Genomic DNA, 13,447 nt, shown 5'->3' on the forward strand with positions numbered 1-13,447 from the left:
GGCAATTGCGGTGACCCGCGCGAGGGGCGCTGTGACCGGCAACGCTCATCAGGAGCCGTCGACCTCCCGCACCAGCTCGATCGCCTGGGCCAAGGTGGCGAGCCGGGCTTCCATGGTGTCGCCGGCCGGGTACAGACGCACGGTGTCGACGCCGGCGGCACGCCACACCCGCAGCCGCTCGCGCACCATGGCTGCGGTGCCGATCAGCGTCGTGCCCAGGACCATGTCGTCGGTGACCAGCGCCGCCGCGCCGTCCCGGTCACCGGCCTGCCACCGCTCACGCACCTCGGCGGCGACCTCGGCCCAGCCCTGCCTGCTGTAGGCGTTGTTGTAGAAGTTGGTGGACGCCGAGCCCATGCCGCCCAGGCTGAAGGCGAGTTCCTTCTTGCGCCGGGCGGTCATCGCGCCGAGGGACTCCTCGTCGGGCGCGAAGGCGACCTCGGCGCCCTGGCAGACGTCCAGGTCGCCGCGTGTACGACCGCTGCGGGCCAGGCCGTCGTCGAGGTGGGCGAAGTAGGCACCGTCCGCGCCTTCGGGGACGAAGCTGGTCCCCAGCCAGCCGTCGGCGACTTCCCCGGTGAGACGCAACATGGCCGGTGACAGCGCCGCCAGATAGAGGGGGATGCGATGCTCGGCCCGCATGGACAGCCGCATGGGCACCGCTTCGCCGCCGGGCAGGGGGATGGTGAACTCCCTGCCCGAGTAGGCGAGTTTGCCGCCGTTGACCAGCTGCTGGACGATGTCGACGGTCTCCCGCATACGGCGCAGGGGCCGGGCGAACGGCACCCCGTGCAGGCCCTCCATCACCTGCGGGCCCGAGGCGCCCAGCCCGAGCAGGAAGCGCCCACCGGAGAGGTTGGACAGCGTGATCGCGGTCTGTGCGACGGCGGCCGGGCTGCGGGTGCCCAGCTGTATGACGCCGGAGCCCAGGAGCATTCGGTCGGTGAGGGCGGCGTAGTAGCCCAGCGCGGAGGGGGCGTCGGAGCCCCAGGCCTCGGCCACCCAGCAGATGTCCAGGCCCAGTTTCTCCGCCTCGACGACGAAGTCCGCCTGCTGAGCCCAGTTCTCGCTGCCCGAGGCCTCGATCGTGGTGGCCGTACGCATCACGCCTCCGCCTGCTTCTTGATGTGCTCAAGCGTCGAGGCGATGCTCCGCTCGAACTCGCGCAGCCGCACGAACACGATCTTCTGCTCCTTCTCGGGCATCCGGTCGATCGCGACGGACAGCCCGGAGCGCCCCGGGCCCAGTTGCATCCACTCCGAAAGCTCCGTCCCCCCGTTCTCGGGGCGAAGGCGGAAGCGCCAGATCGCGGAGGGGGTGGCGGGGTCCTGCACCGCCCAGGCGAGAACCCGCTCCGGTTCGCACTCGATCACATGCGAAGTCGTCGACCATTCACCGAACGCCTCGTGCCTGCTGCGGCCGACGAACCTGGCGCCCACGGCCGGAGCATCGGCACCGTCGAGCCATGCGACGGACTCGAGTTCCCCACTCATGGCAGGCATCAAGGTGATGTCGCTGATCAGTGCCCACACCCGCTCCGTCGTGGCGTCGATCCAGGTTCGTACCTCGACCGTGGGTTTGTCCACGTAGCGCGCGCCCGTCCACTCCACGTCCGCAGGCCTCCTCGCTGTAAAGGGGTGTGACCTTCAGAGTTGCGATATGAGACTTACCTGTCAAGGGGGCGTCACAGGGCCGGCGGTTGTGATCAGGCCGCCCCGAATCGTCGCACGACATCCGGTCTGCGCTTGAGTCGCTCGGGATAGCCGGGCCCCATCCGCATCGACGTCTCCTGGGCCGCCAGGGGCCTGCGGCAGACGGAGCACACCACCTCGGCGGTGGTGTCGTGGCCGCACGCGTCGTGGTGGAACACGACCGGGACGCCCTCCTCGCCGGCCAGCCAACGGTCACCCCATCTGGACATCGTGGCCAGCACGGTGAAGAGGTCACGTCCCTTCTCCGTGAGAACGTAGTCATAGCGGGGCGGCTCGCTCTCGTAGAGCCGCTTCTCCAGCACCTCCTCCTCCACCAGGCGGCGCAGCCGGTCGGTCAGGGTGTTACGCGCGATGCCCAGCTCCTGCTGGAATTCGTCGAAGCGGTGAATGCCGTAGAACGCCTCCCGTACGACGAGGGGCGTCCAGTGGTCACCCAGCAGGTCAAGAGTGCGAGCGATGGAACACGGCCAGTTGGCGAACGACGTTCGTTTCATGTTCCCGATGATAGGCGCCAGTCTCACGAAGAAACTCAGCAGATGAATCCTCGCCTGGCCGACGACGGTCGCGCTTCGTGCCGACGGTCGACCAAGGTGTCCCCGAGGCTGGTGGGCCGGACGCGGGCGGCGGAAAATCCCTGGCGTGGTGGCCGGAAAGGGCGGAGGCTCGTTCCATGGCTGACATGGGGGCGTTCCGGGAGGCAGTCACCGTGTGGGCGGCCGGTGGTCCCGGCGAGCCGGCGTGCGAGCTGGCCGCGCGGCTGTCCGTCCGGACGGCCGTTCTGCTCGAAGGGCCGAGCGATGTCGCCGCGGTCGACGCGCTGGCCGCCCGTCGCGGCCGGGATCTGGCGGCCGAAGGGGTCTGTGTCCTGCCGATGGGCGGTGCGATGAGCGTCGGGCGCTTCGCACGCCTTCTCGGGCCCACGGGCCTGGGGCTTCGCCTCACGGGACTGTGCGACGAGCGGGAGCGTGGCTACTACGCCCGCGGCCTGGATCGGGCCGGCGCGGCAGAGCAAGGATTCTTCGTCTGCGCGGCGGATCTGGAGGACGAGCTGATCCGCGCGCTGGGCGTGGCACGGGTGGAGGAACTCGTCCGGGCGGAGGGCGACCTGCGCGCCCTGCAGACCTTCCTGCGCCAGCCCGCACAGCGGGGTCGCACCGCACAGCAGCAGTTGCGGCGCTTCCTCGGCACGAAGAAAGGGCGCAAGATCCGCTACGGCCGTGTCCTCGTCGAAGCCCTCGACCCCGGCCGCGTACCCGCCCCACTCGACGGCCTGCTCGCCGGCGTCTGAGCGCTCGGCGAGGTCGATTGCTCGGTACCGTCGTCCGGCCGCGACGCGTCCTCCTGTGTCGTACGCCCGCGCAGTGCCGTCACGACCAGCAGCGCTGAGAAGAGGGCGGCCGAGCCGCAGACCACGAACCCGAGCGCGTAGCCGTGGCCGAGGGCGTCGAGGGCGTAGGTGCGGGCCGCGCCCGGCGGGGAGTTGGTGGGGACGGAGTTCAGGGCGAGGGGGCCGCCCTCCTTCAGCACCTCGTGTGCCGCCGCCTTCGACTCCGCGTTCAACGATGACGAGGTGGTCAGCGAGGAGGTCACCCGCGAGGCCGCCTGGCTCAGCGCGACCGCGCCGATGACCGCGGGGCCGAGGGTGAAGCCGAAGTCGCGCAGCAGGTTGGTGGCCGCGCTGGCCATGCCCGCGAGCGGCAGCGGCACCGTGTTGACGGCGGTCGCGGTGATCGACGACACCGTGAAGGCGAAGCCGATCCCGACCAGCCCGAGCGGCAGGATCAGCGCGGGCAGGTTCCGGTCGCCGACGGCGAGCCCGGCGGCCAGGAAGTCCCCTGCGGCGATCAGTGTCAGACCGGCGGTGAGCAGCGCCCGCGCGGGCAAGCGGTGCAGCAGCCGGGAGGTCAGCGGGGTGAGGACCGGGGTGATGCCGTTGAGCAGCAGGAACGCGAACGCGGTGCGCATCGGGCTCTGGTGCTGGATGGGGCCTAGCCGGATGCTCGCCGCGTAGGCCGTGCCCAGGAAGCTGAACATGCCCACGACCGCTACGACGGACGCGATCGCGAAGGAACGGTTACGGAACAGGTCCAGGCGCAGGAGAGGGGAGCCGGCCCGGCTCTCGGCGACCACGAACAGGCCCACGAACACCGAGGCGATCACGAACGCCACGACCACCGGAGCCGACCCCCAGCCGTCCGTCGGCCCCTGGATGACGGCGTACAGCAGGGCGAACAGCCCGACACCGATCGTGATCTGTCCGCCGATGTCCAGCGAACGCCCCTCCGGCGCAAGAGAGTTGGTGGCGAGCCACAGGCTCACCAGAGCGCTGACCGCAGCCAGTACGGCGACGACCGCGAACGCCGCTCTCCAGGAGCCGTAGGTGCCGGTGATCCCGCCGAGCAGCGGGGCGAGGAAGCCGCCCGCGGACAGGCTGGAGGCCCATAGGGCGATGGCGCGGGCGCGCTGGGCACCGGTGTGTGTGCCGGCGGCGATCATGGCGAGCGAGGTGGGGAAGAGCGCGGCGGCGCCGAGACCGGCCAGCGCCTGCCCCGCCCACAGCTGGTGGATGCCGGAGGCGCTCGCGGCGACGACCTCGCCCGCGCACAGCAGTGCGGCGCCCCCGACGAGGAGCTGCTTGCGGCCGAAGAGGTCGCCGAGCACGCCGAAGGAGAGTTCGAGAACGGCGACGGGCAGCAGGAACGCGTCGGAGATCCAGGTCAGTTGGGAGCCCACCGGATGGAGGTGCTCCTGGAACAGGCCGTTGAGAGTGGCCGGTATCGCGAGGCCGATCTGGGCGAGGCAGACGGCCAGACAGCCGGCGACGAGCGTGCCGAGGGGGAGGGGCGTACGTGGGGCAGTGGAAGCGTCGGACATGAGCGGGTCCCAACGTCAGTGGTGGGTGGGGTACTTGGGGCGGTCGCGGCCGACCGTCAGCTGCGCCGGGCGGTACGGGATGTACGCCGCGCCGTCCAGACCGAGCGCGGTGGCGGACTTCTGTAGCGCGCCCGGGGTCGCGGCGTCGTCCCAGTGGCCGGTGGTGACGCGGTGTTCGAGCGCGCGCAGCGCGGCCACGGTCTCGGCAGTGGTGAACGTGCAGTGGCCCTGTCGCTCGACATACGCCTGCCGCAGCAGCGCACCGTCCCCGGCCCTGCGCACCCGGTCGCCGAACTGCCGTTCCTGCTCGACCGGGACAAGGTTGTCGGCGATCGCGTGCACGTCCAGCAGCGGTACGCCGAGCCCCTGACCGGCGGAGGAGGTGCGCTGCGCTGCGCGGACCGCGGCCGGATCGGCGGTGATCGAGGCGCTCCGGGTCAGGGACGCGAGGTCGGCGTCCAGATCGAGTCCGGCCGTCCGGTACAAGGCGCGGACCTGCGGGGCGTGGACGGAACCGGCGAGCAGTCGGGCGTAGTCCACGCCCCGGTTCCAGGAGTTGTTGCCGCCGGCGGACTGCTCGACGGCGTACCGGCCGCCCTCGACGAACGACAGGATGCCCTGCGCGAACCACACGTACTGCTGATCCTCCTGCCTCACCCAGTCGGACGGGGCGGGCCGGTCCTGTCCGGGCGCCCAGGCGGGCAGGTTGAGGAAGGCCGCGGCCAGCGCGATCCGGGCGCGGCCCTGCGGGGTGGCCTGAGCGGTGGTGACCGCGTCGGTGAGCTTCTTGGCGGTGGCGGCCGCGTCGTCGGCGGAACCGAAACGGACCAGGCCGGCCTCCTGCCCCGGCAGGAGCAGCCGGGCGATGGCGTACTCCGCGTCGAGCTGGTAGTTGTCCAGGTCGGTGCCGCCCGCGACCAGCCCGCACAGGCCGAGCGCTCCGTCGACGCGTCCGGCGCCGTCGCGGGCGATCTGCGCGTTGACGAGCCCGCCCATGGACTGCCCGACCGCCAGCGTGCGCCGTGGGGTGCCGAGCTTCGCGGTGACGGCGTCGAGCGTGCCGAACTGGTCGTGTTCCGCGCTGTTCAAAGCCCACATCGAGCCATGGGGGTCGTACGACGACCCGGCCATCGCATACCCCTCGGCGAGCAACTCGCTTCGTACGGCGGCGGAGGGGGCGTCCTGGGCGACGGTGGGGCCGAAGCCGTGGCTGAACAGCAGCAGGGTGCCGTTCCAGTGGGTGGGGACGTCCGCGATCCAGGTGGCGCCGTCGGACAGTGTGCCGGTGAGGTGGGCGGTGGCCGCCGTGTCCGCCTGGGCGGCCGGCGCGGGGGAGGTGACGAGGGTCGCGGACGTCAGCGTGGCCAGGGTGGCCAGGGCGATGCGGAGGCGAGTGCGGGGAGTTCGGGGGCGGATGCCGGCAGGCATGAGAGTGGCTCCTTGTGGGTGACTGTGGAGCGACGGAGACCTCGCAGATGCTCAGTGCACTGAACGAAGGCGTGGAGGAATGTAGGGCGAATTTCTCGCGGCCGTCAATAGAATGCACAACATCGGTTCCGGTGCGAGTGTGCGGTGGTGCGGTGGAGCGCCACAGGCGTTACGTCACCGCAATCGTCTCGATCAGCCGGCGCGCCGCGTCCCGGGCGGGTGCTTCCAGCGCGGCGTGTACCACGCGGAACGTCTTCTCCGCCCCGGCGGCGGGCCAGTCCGCCGGCAGGTGTCGTTCCGGCAGCCGGGGATCGCCGCGGATGACCTGGAGCCACTCGGCCGTGAGCCGGAGGCGCAGCGCGAGGGCGTCCTCGACGGCCAGGTCCGCGCGCCCCGAGGCGTACGGCCGCCACGCGGTGTCGAAGTCCCGGTAACGGACGGCCAGTTCGTGCAGGTCCCAGGTGTCGTCGATCATCTCGGCGATGTCCATCCCGGCGTCCGCGTGGGCGCGGAAGACCTTCACCTGTGCGGCCAGGCCCAGTTCGGCGACGATCCCGGAGACGTCGACCTCACCCGGTGCGATCCACAGCCCGTTCAACAGGGCGCCGAAGCCCGCCCAGGTCAGCTGGGAGCGCAGGTCGTGCCGTTGGCGTTGCCATGACTCCGGGAGCGAGAAGCCGAGCAGGGTCCAGGTCCCGTCCCAGCCCCGGTTGACCGCGCCCGTCTTCCAGATGCGCCGCTCACCGTCGCGCAGGATCGCCTCCGAGCGGTCGGTGAGGCCGACGTAGGTCCGACGGCCCTCCCGTCGTCGGCTCAGCAGACCGCGGCCGACCATGCGGGTGAGGGTGGACCGGGTGGCCTGCTCTCCGACACCGGCGCGCCGGAACACCTCGATGACGCTCCCCGTGTACACGCACACCCCACGGCCCAGTACCTCGTCACCGAGGAAGCTGAGCAGGAGGGACTGGGGGCGCGGGGCGGGACCGGTCACGCGGATACATTACGAGGCCCTGTCTCTCCTCGACACGCGCGGCGGGTGGCGGTGGGTCGGGCGCGGGGTGGCCGACGGCCATGGCCGGAGGGCCGGCGCCCGTCGGCCGCGGTGTCAGTCGAGCCCGTCCCCGGCGGCGCGCAGCAAGAGTGTGTGCAGTGTGTCCCGTTCGGCGAGGGAGAGCGGGGTGAGCAGCTCTTCGGTCACCCGCAGGCCGGCCTGGTCCGTGTCGCGGAGGAACGCGCGGCCGTCCTCGCTGAGTACGACGATGCGGCTGCGGCGGTCGTCCGGGGCGGGGCGGCGCTCGGCGAAGCCCTGCTTCTCCAGGTCGTCCACCAGGCCGACGATCGCGCTCGGGTCGTAGCCGAGCCGGGCGCTCAGCTCGCGCTGGAGTGCGCCCTCGCAGGTGGCGAGGAAGCGCAGCACGGCGTAGTGCCGCAGCCGCAGCCCCGACTCCTGCAGGAACGCGTTGAACAGCTGACCGGAACGCAGGCCCAGGCGGTACAGCAGATAGCCCGTGTCCGCGTGCAGTGCCCGCATCCAGGGCTCGTCCGCGTCGATGGGGGTCGGGTTCTCGGTGTGCTTGCGGGCGATGGCGGGCTCCCTGGTCTCGGTCTCGGGGGGCTGTTCTCGGCTCCCCTGAGGCGTGTCGGTCTCGTGTGCGGATTCCAGCATGACGCACCTGAAGGTCGCCGACAACTATTGACGACATCAACTATTGCTCTTAGCTTCGATCTCGCAGTCGCACCCCATGCGAAGGGATCCGCTCGTGCCCCCCATCGATCTGACCGGCAAGGCCGCCGTCGTCACCGGCAGCGGCCGTGGCCTCGGCCTCGCCTATGCGCACGCCCTCGCCGCCCACGGCGCGTCCGTGGTCGTCAACGACATCGACGAAGCCGTGGCCGAACAGGCCGTCAAGTCCCTCACCGAGGCGGGCGGCACCGCCGTCGCCGAAGTGGTCGCGGTCGGCACCGCCGAGGCGGCCGACCGGCTGGTGCGGCGCGCCGTCGAGGAGTTCGGCCGGCTCGACATCCTCGTCACCAACGCGGGCATCCTGCGCGACAAGGTGCTGTGGAAGATGACAGACGACGACTTCGACGCGGTGCTCACCACCCATCTCAGGGGCACCTTCACCTGCGCCCGCGCCGCCGCCGTCCGCATGCGCGAACAGGGCGAGGGCGGCACCCTCGTCCTCGTCGGCTCCCCGGCCGGGCAGCGCGGCAACTTCGGCCAGACCAACTACGCCGCCGCCAAGGCCGGGATCGCCGCCATGGCCCGTACCTGGTCCATGGAACTGGCCCGCGCGGACATCACCGTCAACGCGATCGTGCCGGTCGCCGCCACCGCGATGACCGAGACCATCCCCGCCTTCGCCCCGTACATCGAGGCCCTCCACAAAGGCCGACCGCTGCCGGCCTTCCTGCGTCAGGGGGAGGGCTTCGGCACCCCCGAGGACTGCGCGGCCCTCGTCCCCTTCCTGGCCTCCGAGGCCGCCCGCGGCATCACCGGCCAGTGCATCGGCATCGGCGGGGACAAGGTGGCGCTGTGGTCGCATCCGCAGGAGATCCGGGCCGCCTACGCCGACGGCGGCTGGACTCCCCAGACCCTGGCCGACGCCTTCCCGGCATCGGTCGGCGCGGAGCTCCAGACGGTCGGCATTCCGGCCCCGAAGCTCCCGGAGGCGTGATGGACATCGAGCACCTCGTCGCCATCGACGTGCACACCCACGCCGAGGTCTCCGCCAAGGGCCACTCCTCCCTGGACGACGACCTGCACGACGCCTCCTCCGCCTACTTCAAGGTCGCGGGCAAGCGGAAGCCCACGCTGGAGGAGACCGCCGCTTACTACCGCGAGCGGCGGATGGCCGCCGTCATCTTCACGGTGGACGCGGAGTCCGCCACCGGCACCGCGCCCGTCCCCAACGAGGAGGTCGCCGAGGCCGCCGCGGCCAACGCGGACGTTCTCATCCCGTTCGCCTCCATCGACCCCTTCCGCGGGAAGGCGGGTGTGCGGCAGGCCCGCCGGCTCGTCGAGGAGTACGGGGTGAAGGGCTTCAAGTTCCACCCCGGCATCCAGGGCTTCTTCCCGAACGACCGCACGGTGGCGTACGACCTGTACGAGGTGATCGAGGAGACCGGCACCATCGCGCTCTTCCACACCGGCCAGACCGGCATCGGCGCCGGAGTCCCTGGCGGAGGCGGCATCCGTCTGAAGTACTCCAACCCGCTGCACGTGGACGACGTCGCCGCCGACTTCCCGCAGCTGAAGATCATCCTGGCGCACCCGTCGTTCCCCTGGCAGGACGAGGCCCTGGCGGTGGCGACCCACAAGCCCGGCGTGCACATCGACCTGTCCGGCTGGTCGCCGAAGTACTTCCCGCCGCAGCTCGTGCACTACGCCAACACGCTGCTGCAGGACAAGGTCCTGTTCGGTTCCGACTTCCCGGTGCTGACCCCGGACCGATGGCTGGCCGACTTCGCGAAGCTCTCCGTCAAGGACGAGGTCAGGCCGAAGATCCTGAAGGAGAACGCGGCCCGTTTGCTCGGGCTGACGACATCGTAAGGGGCGTCAGATGCGCAACGAGGGACTGGGATCGTGGCCCGCCCGCAGGGCCCGCAAGACCCCGCACCGCACAGCCCTGATCCACGAGGAACGGCCGACCGACTATCGCACCCTGCACACCCGTGTCACCCGCCTCGCGCACGCCCTGCGCGCCCGGGGCATCAGACGCGGCGACCGCATCGCCCACCTCGGCCCCAACCACCCCGCGTACCTGGAGACCCTGTTCGCTGCCGGCACCCTCGGCGCCGTCTTCGTCCCCCTCAACACCCGTCTCGCCGGCCCCGAGATCGCCTACCAGCTCGCCGACTCCGGCGCCAAGGCGCTGGTCCACGGCCCCGCACAGGCCGGACTCGTCGCGGAACTGGCGGGCAGCACGGACCTACGGATCCATGTCGAGACCGGCGACGCGTACGAGCAAGCCCTGGCAGCCGCCTCCGACGAGCCGATCGACGAACCCGTCACCCCCGACGACACCTGCATCATCATGTACACCTCGGGGACGACCGGCCGCCCCAAGGGCGCGATGCTCACCCACGGCAACCTCACCTGGAACGCCGTCAACGTCCTGGTCGACCACGACCTGATCGCCGACGAACGCGCCCTGGTCTCCGCCCCGTTGTTCCACACCGCCGGCCTGAACATGCTGACCCTGCCGGTGCTGCTCAAGGGCGGCACCTGTGTCCTGGTGGAGGCCTTCGACCCCGAGGCCACCTTCCATCTGATCGAACGGCACCGGATCACCTTCATGTTCGGGGTGCCGACGATGTTCGACCGGATCGCCCGGCATCCACGCTGGGCGGGGGCCGACCTGTCCTCGCTCCGCATCCTCACCTGCGGCGGATCACCGGTGCCTACCCCGCTCATCGCCGCCTACCAGGAGCGCGGGCTCACCTTCCTCCAGGGCTACGGCATGACCGAGGCCGCGCCCGGCACGCTTTTCCTGGACGCGGAGCACGCCTCCGACAAGGCGGGCTCGGCCGGCGTACCGCACTTCTTCAGCGACGTACGGGTCGTACGGCCCGACCTGACCCCGGTCGACGTCGGCGAGACCGGCGAGGTCATGGTGCGCGGACCGCATGTCATGCCCGGCTACTGGGGGCTGCCCGAGGAGACGGAAGCGGCCTTCGCGGACGGCTGGTTCCGCAGCGGGGACGCGGCCCGGGTCGACGAGGACGGTTATGTGCGCATCGTCGACCGGATCAAGGACATGATCATCTCCGGTGGCGAGAACATCTACCCCGCCGAGATCGAGGACCTGCTCCTCGCCCACCCTGCCATCGCCGAGTGCGCGGTGATCGGCGTCCCCGACGACACATGGGGCGAGGTGCCGTGTGCGGTCGTCGTCCCCGCCGCGGGTGCCGAACCGGACCCGGAGGAAATCCTGGCCTCACTGGCCGGACGGCTCGCCAAGTACAAGATCCCCAAGTCGGTGGTGGTCACGGACGAACTCCCGCGCACCGCCTCCGGAAAACTCCTCAAGTCCCGCGTGCGGCACCTCTGCGGAATCTCAACCACCTGATAAGTAAGGCGACTTATGAGCATCACCGTCATCGGTCTGGACGAACTGAAGAAGCTCGCCGGCGGCGACCTCGGCACCAGCGAGTGGATCGAGGTCACCCAGGAGCGCATCGACACCTTCGCCGACGCCACCGGCGACCATCAGTGGATCCACACCGACCCGGAACGAGCGGCCCAGGGCCCCTTCGGCGCACCGATCGCGCACGGCTACCTCACCCTGTCCCTGTTCATCCCACTCTTCACCGGACTGCTGGACGTGCAGGGCGTGACCACCAAGGTCAACTACGGCCTGAACAAGGTGCGTTTCCCCGCACCGGTGAAGGTGGGATCCCGCATCCGGCTCCTCGCCCGGCTCGCCTCGGTCGAGGACGTGCCCGGCGGCGTTCAGATCACCGTCGACGGCACGATCGAGTTGGACGGCGGCACGAAGCCCGCCGCCGTCCTGCAGAGCCTGTCCCGCTTCTACGCCTGACCCGCCACCGACGGGAAGTGGCTGACCGGGGGATGCCCGGCGCGTACAGATCCCCGTACAACCCTGGAACCAGGTGGCTGGTCTTCATCACCGTACGAACCCGTCCGGCCAGTTGGTCCAACTTGTTCTTACGGGGGGAAGACATGCGCCTTGTACCCCGCCACACTCGGGGCGTCGCGGCCGCGGCCTGCACTCTGCTCATGGCGGCCGGTCTCGGGGCCGCCGGCGCCGGAGCGTCCAGCGCCGGCACCGCCGCACCGGGTACCCAGGTGATCGCCTCAACCGTCCTCGGCAGCGACTACAAGGTCACGCTGACCGCGCTGCGCTCGACGCACGACCAGTACGCCGCCTCCGTACGGTTGCAGGTCTACAAGCACACCGACGGCGGCTGGAAGGAGTCCGACCAGGTCACCGTGGGCGATGTCGACGGGTGGTTCTGGTACCCGCTCACCGGCAGCGGCGCCGTCTGCGAGTTCTCGACCGCGAGCACGGAGCCCGCGCCGCTCACCGTCAGCCTGCTGGTCACACCGTCCATCGGCTGCTCCGAGCCGGCGCACTACGTCGTGAAGCAGGGCAGGGTCTTCGCCGGCTGATGCGCGACCGACGGATTCGTCGGACGGCCGCAGGAGCTCTGAGTGGGAGGCCCAGTCGCGCGCGAGACCATTGCTTGTGGGGCGTCCACCGGACGCATACAGTGCGTCCGGTGGACGCGTCGGCTCCCGACGCCAGTGGCGCGGGCGATGCGTCCGCGACACCGTGCTCCCTGCCCCTTCATGGACGGTCGGATCGCACATGGCTCAGCGCACCACCGCACGGAGTGAAGTGCCGAGTACTGCCGTGTCTGACACCGGGGGAGCGGCGCCTACACACGCCGAACGCGCTGCCATGACCTGCCTGTTCGCCGCGACACGGGAGAGCCGCTGATGTCCCAGAACGCCATGCCCGCCAACGCGCACTGGGCCACCGGAGGGAGCAGGATCACCGTTCAGGGGCGCACGGGACCGCGCACGCTGTTCGTCCGCCAGGACGGTCCCGGCGCCGGCCCGCCCGTGACCCTCGTCCACGGCTTTCCCACCTCCTCCCACGACTGGTCCCCGATCGTGCCCGGGCTGGCGGCGCGAGGGCACCGGGTCATCACCTTCGACCTGCTCGGCTTCGGGCACAGCGACAAACCACGACGGCACACGTACTCGGTGCTGGAACAGGCCGACCTGGTGGAGGACGCCTGGCGGCACCTCGACATCGCCGACACGGCTCTGGTCGCCCACGACTACGGCGTCAGCGTGGCCCAGGAACTGCTCGCCCGCGGCCCCGCCCGGATCACCCGCATGGCCTGGCTGAACGGCGGTCTCTACCCGGACCTGCACCGGCCCGTACGCGTACAGCGGCTGCTCCACGGCCCCCTCGGCCCGCTCCTTGCCCACGCCGTCACCGAACGCGGCTTCCGCGCGACGATGCGCCAGGTACTGGGCAGACCCGTCCCGGACACCGACCTGCATGCCATGTGGGAGGGCATCAGCCATGACGGAGGCCGTCTGCTGGCTCCGCGGCTGCTGCGCTACATCGACGAGCGGCGCGCCCATGAGGCTCGCTGGGTCCCGGCACTGGAGGGCTACTCGGGCCCCACCCTGTTCCTCTGGGGACCCGCCGACCCGATCAGCGGCGCCCATGTGCTGGCGCGCATCAGACAGCGGGTGCCGTCCGCCACCGTCGTCGAACTCACCGGACCACCCGCCGTCGGCCACTACCCCCAGGTGGAGGCCCCGGACGAGGTCGCCGCACACCTCGGACGCTTCCTCGACATCCGGTGACCCGTGCCTCCGCGTTGATTACCCGGCAGGTCATCGACCGTGGCCCATCCGGGCGGCAGGATCGTGCACATCAGCAGCC

Annotated in this window: 14 protein-coding genes; 7 read left to right on the top strand and 7 right to left on the bottom strand. The window is 70.7% G+C overall.

What is annotated here, in order from left to right; all coding sequences use genetic code 11:
- Positions 1-48: 48 nt before the first annotated feature.
- The 3 genes from AV521_RS19450 to AV521_RS19460 form a co-directional block, all read right to left on the bottom strand.
- Positions 49-1,104, bottom strand: coding sequence for an LLM class flavin-dependent oxidoreductase (locus AV521_RS19450; RefSeq protein ID WP_076089724.1), 1,056 nt, complete (start codon positions 1,102-1,104; stop codon positions 49-51).
- Entirely contained in the window at positions 1,104-1,610 is a 507-nt protein-coding gene (locus tag AV521_RS19455) for an SRPBCC family protein (RefSeq protein ID WP_076089725.1), read from the bottom strand. Before AV521_RS19455 ends, AV521_RS19450 begins: the two co-directional genes overlap by 1 nt.
- A 95-nt stretch (positions 1,611-1,705) precedes the next feature.
- The gene (locus AV521_RS19460) at positions 1,706-2,206 is read right to left on the bottom strand and encodes a helix-turn-helix domain-containing protein (RefSeq protein ID WP_076089726.1); all 501 of its coding nucleotides are present in this window, start codon (positions 2,204-2,206) and stop codon (positions 1,706-1,708) included.
- A gap of 176 nt (positions 2,207-2,382) precedes the next feature.
- Here AV521_RS19460 and AV521_RS19465 point away from each other — a divergent pair, with 176 nt between their 5' ends.
- Entirely contained in the window at positions 2,383-3,000 is a 618-nt protein-coding gene (locus tag AV521_RS19465; protein WP_076089727.1) for a TOPRIM nucleotidyl transferase/hydrolase domain-containing protein, read from the top strand.
- On the opposite strand, the gene AV521_RS19470 is transcribed toward AV521_RS19465, so the two are convergent.
- The 4 genes from AV521_RS19470 to AV521_RS19485 all read right to left on the bottom strand — a co-directional run bounded on the left by AV521_RS19470 (position 2,922) and on the right by AV521_RS19485 (position 7,545).
- Positions 2,922-4,586, bottom strand: coding sequence for an MFS transporter (locus tag AV521_RS19470; protein ID WP_079249318.1), 1,665 nt, complete (start codon positions 4,584-4,586; stop codon positions 2,922-2,924). The two genes, AV521_RS19465 and AV521_RS19470, sit on opposite strands and share 79 nt — an antisense overlap.
- Positions 4,587-4,601: 15 nt before the next feature.
- A complete protein-coding gene (locus tag AV521_RS19475; RefSeq protein ID WP_076089728.1) occupies positions 4,602-6,014 on the bottom strand; it encodes an alpha/beta hydrolase in 1,413 nt (470 codons plus the stop codon).
- Positions 6,015-6,183: 169 nt separating this feature from the next.
- Entirely contained in the window at positions 6,184-7,011 is an 828-nt protein-coding gene (locus tag AV521_RS19480; protein ID WP_079249319.1) for a PaaX family transcriptional regulator C-terminal domain-containing protein, read from the bottom strand.
- 108 nt (positions 7,012-7,119) lie between these two features.
- Positions 7,120-7,545 (bottom strand): MarR family winged helix-turn-helix transcriptional regulator, encoded by a 426-nt coding sequence (locus tag AV521_RS19485; protein ID WP_076089812.1) that lies wholly within the window; start codon positions 7,543-7,545, stop codon positions 7,120-7,122.
- A gap of 229 nt (positions 7,546-7,774) precedes the next feature.
- Between AV521_RS19485 and AV521_RS19490 the strand changes: the two genes are divergently transcribed.
- The 6 genes from AV521_RS19490 to AV521_RS19515 all read left to right on the top strand — a co-directional run bounded on the left by AV521_RS19490 (position 7,775) and on the right by AV521_RS19515 (position 13,368).
- Positions 7,775-8,692, top strand: a complete 918-nt coding sequence (locus tag AV521_RS19490; RefSeq protein WP_076089730.1) for an SDR family NAD(P)-dependent oxidoreductase — start codon at positions 7,775-7,777, stop codon at positions 8,690-8,692.
- Complete coding sequence (locus tag AV521_RS19495; protein ID WP_076089731.1) at positions 8,692-9,567, top strand: amidohydrolase family protein; 876 nt, start codon at positions 8,692-8,694, stop codon at positions 9,565-9,567. The genes AV521_RS19490 and AV521_RS19495 overlap by 1 nt, the downstream gene beginning before the upstream one ends.
- Before the next feature lie 10 nt (positions 9,568-9,577).
- Positions 9,578-11,086, top strand: a complete 1,509-nt coding sequence (gene menE, locus AV521_RS19500; RefSeq protein ID WP_076089732.1) for an o-succinylbenzoate--CoA ligase — start codon at positions 9,578-9,580, stop codon at positions 11,084-11,086.
- A gap of 15 nt (positions 11,087-11,101) precedes the next feature.
- Positions 11,102-11,557, top strand: a complete 456-nt coding sequence (locus AV521_RS19505) for a MaoC family dehydratase (RefSeq protein ID WP_076089733.1) — start codon at positions 11,102-11,104, stop codon at positions 11,555-11,557.
- 143 nt (positions 11,558-11,700) lie between these two features.
- Positions 11,701-12,150: a hypothetical protein gene (locus AV521_RS19510; RefSeq protein ID WP_076089734.1), complete on the top strand. Its 450-nt coding sequence runs from the start codon at positions 11,701-11,703 to the stop codon at positions 12,148-12,150.
- Between the two features lie 330 nt (positions 12,151-12,480).
- Positions 12,481-13,368, top strand: coding sequence for an alpha/beta fold hydrolase (locus AV521_RS19515; protein ID WP_256725624.1), 888 nt, complete (start codon positions 12,481-12,483; stop codon positions 13,366-13,368).
- Positions 13,369-13,447: the final 79 nt, after the last annotated feature.

The organism is Streptomyces sp. IMTB 2501 (assembly GCF_001953885.1).
Taxonomy (GTDB): Bacteria; Actinomycetota; Actinomycetes; order Streptomycetales; family Streptomycetaceae; genus Streptomyces.

What these genes read in the sequence shown, in the direction of transcription:
- AV521_RS19515 (WP_256725624.1), top strand. Translation starts at nt 12,481, where the DNA reads ATGTCCCAGAACGCCATGCCCGCCAACGCGCACTGGGCCACCGGAGGG.
- AV521_RS19460 (WP_076089726.1), bottom strand. Translation starts at nt 2,206, where the DNA reads ATGAAACGAACGTCGTTCGCCAACTGGCCGTGTTCCATCGCTCGCACT.
- AV521_RS19495 (WP_076089731.1), top strand. Translation starts at nt 8,692, where the DNA reads ATGGACATCGAGCACCTCGTCGCCATCGACGTGCACACCCACGCCGAG.
- AV521_RS19465 (WP_076089727.1), top strand. Translation starts at nt 2,383, where the DNA reads ATGGCTGACATGGGGGCGTTCCGGGAGGCAGTCACCGTGTGGGCGGCC.
- AV521_RS19485 (WP_076089812.1), bottom strand. Translation starts at nt 7,545, where the DNA reads ATGCGGGCACTGCACGCGGACACGGGCTATCTGCTGTACCGCCTGGGC.
- AV521_RS19510 (WP_076089734.1), top strand. Translation starts at nt 11,701, where the DNA reads ATGCGCCTTGTACCCCGCCACACTCGGGGCGTCGCGGCCGCGGCCTGC.
- AV521_RS19505 (WP_076089733.1), top strand. Translation starts at nt 11,102, where the DNA reads ATGAGCATCACCGTCATCGGTCTGGACGAACTGAAGAAGCTCGCCGGC.
- AV521_RS19450 (WP_076089724.1), bottom strand. Translation starts at nt 1,104, where the DNA reads ATGCGTACGGCCACCACGATCGAGGCCTCGGGCAGCGAGAACTGGGCT.
- AV521_RS19470 (WP_079249318.1), bottom strand. Translation starts at nt 4,586, where the DNA reads ATGTCCGACGCTTCCACTGCCCCACGTACGCCCCTCCCCCTCGGCACG.
- menE (WP_076089732.1), top strand. Translation starts at nt 9,578, where the DNA reads ATGCGCAACGAGGGACTGGGATCGTGGCCCGCCCGCAGGGCCCGCAAG.
- AV521_RS19475 (WP_076089728.1), bottom strand. Translation starts at nt 6,014, where the DNA reads ATGCCTGCCGGCATCCGCCCCCGAACTCCCCGCACTCGCCTCCGCATC.